Source organism: Streptomyces sp. SID3212 (genome assembly GCF_009865405.1).
Lineage (GTDB): Bacteria > Actinomycetota > Actinomycetes > Streptomycetales > Streptomycetaceae > Streptomyces.
The window spans coordinates 1-504 of sequence record NZ_WWJY01000991.1 but is presented as its reverse complement, the minus strand read 5'-3'; the positions used below and the strand labels follow the sequence as shown (position 1 = coordinate 504).

Sequence of the window (504 nt, the reverse complement as noted above, 5' to 3'; positions counted from 1 at the left end):
GGGCACCTCGGACGGCACTCTCAAGGTGAAGGCCGAGGGGCCTACGGACGTGGTCGTACGGACCATCACCGTCGCGCCGGGCGGCTCCACCGGCTGGCACTACCACCGGGGCCAGCTCATCGCCGTCGTGCAGTCCGGCACGCTCACCAGGACCCTGGACGACTGCTCGGTCGAGGAGACCCCGGCCGGGAAGTCGTTCGTCGAGCCGTCGGGTGCCCGGCACCGCCACATCGGCCGCAACCTGGGCAGCGAGCCGGTGGTCCTGTACGTCACCTACCTGCTGCCGGCCGGCAGCGCGCTGTCCGAGGACGCAGACCCGCCGAAATGCGCGCACGAGTCATCGCCGGGTGAGTGACCGATGATGAACGGGTGCGACTCGAAGCGATCACCTGGGACCGGCTGACCGACGCCCTCGCCGAGCGGCTGCTGGAGACGGCACCGGCCGACGGCGGCCCCTGGCTGCGCGTCGCCGTCGACGGCGCGCCGGCCGCGGGGACCGGCACG

1 protein-coding gene and 1 pseudogene are annotated in these 504 nt (G+C 73.0%); both read left to right on the top strand.

Translation table 11 applies throughout. The features are described from left to right. The coding region (locus GT042_RS29515) for a cupin domain-containing protein (RefSeq protein ID WP_161311762.1) at positions 1-355 on the top strand (355 nt) is incomplete at its 5' end. Positions 356-369: 14 nt separating this feature from the next. Continuing rightward, positions 370-504 (top strand): annotated as a pseudogene (locus tag GT042_RS29510) (uridine kinase); the annotation flags it as partial.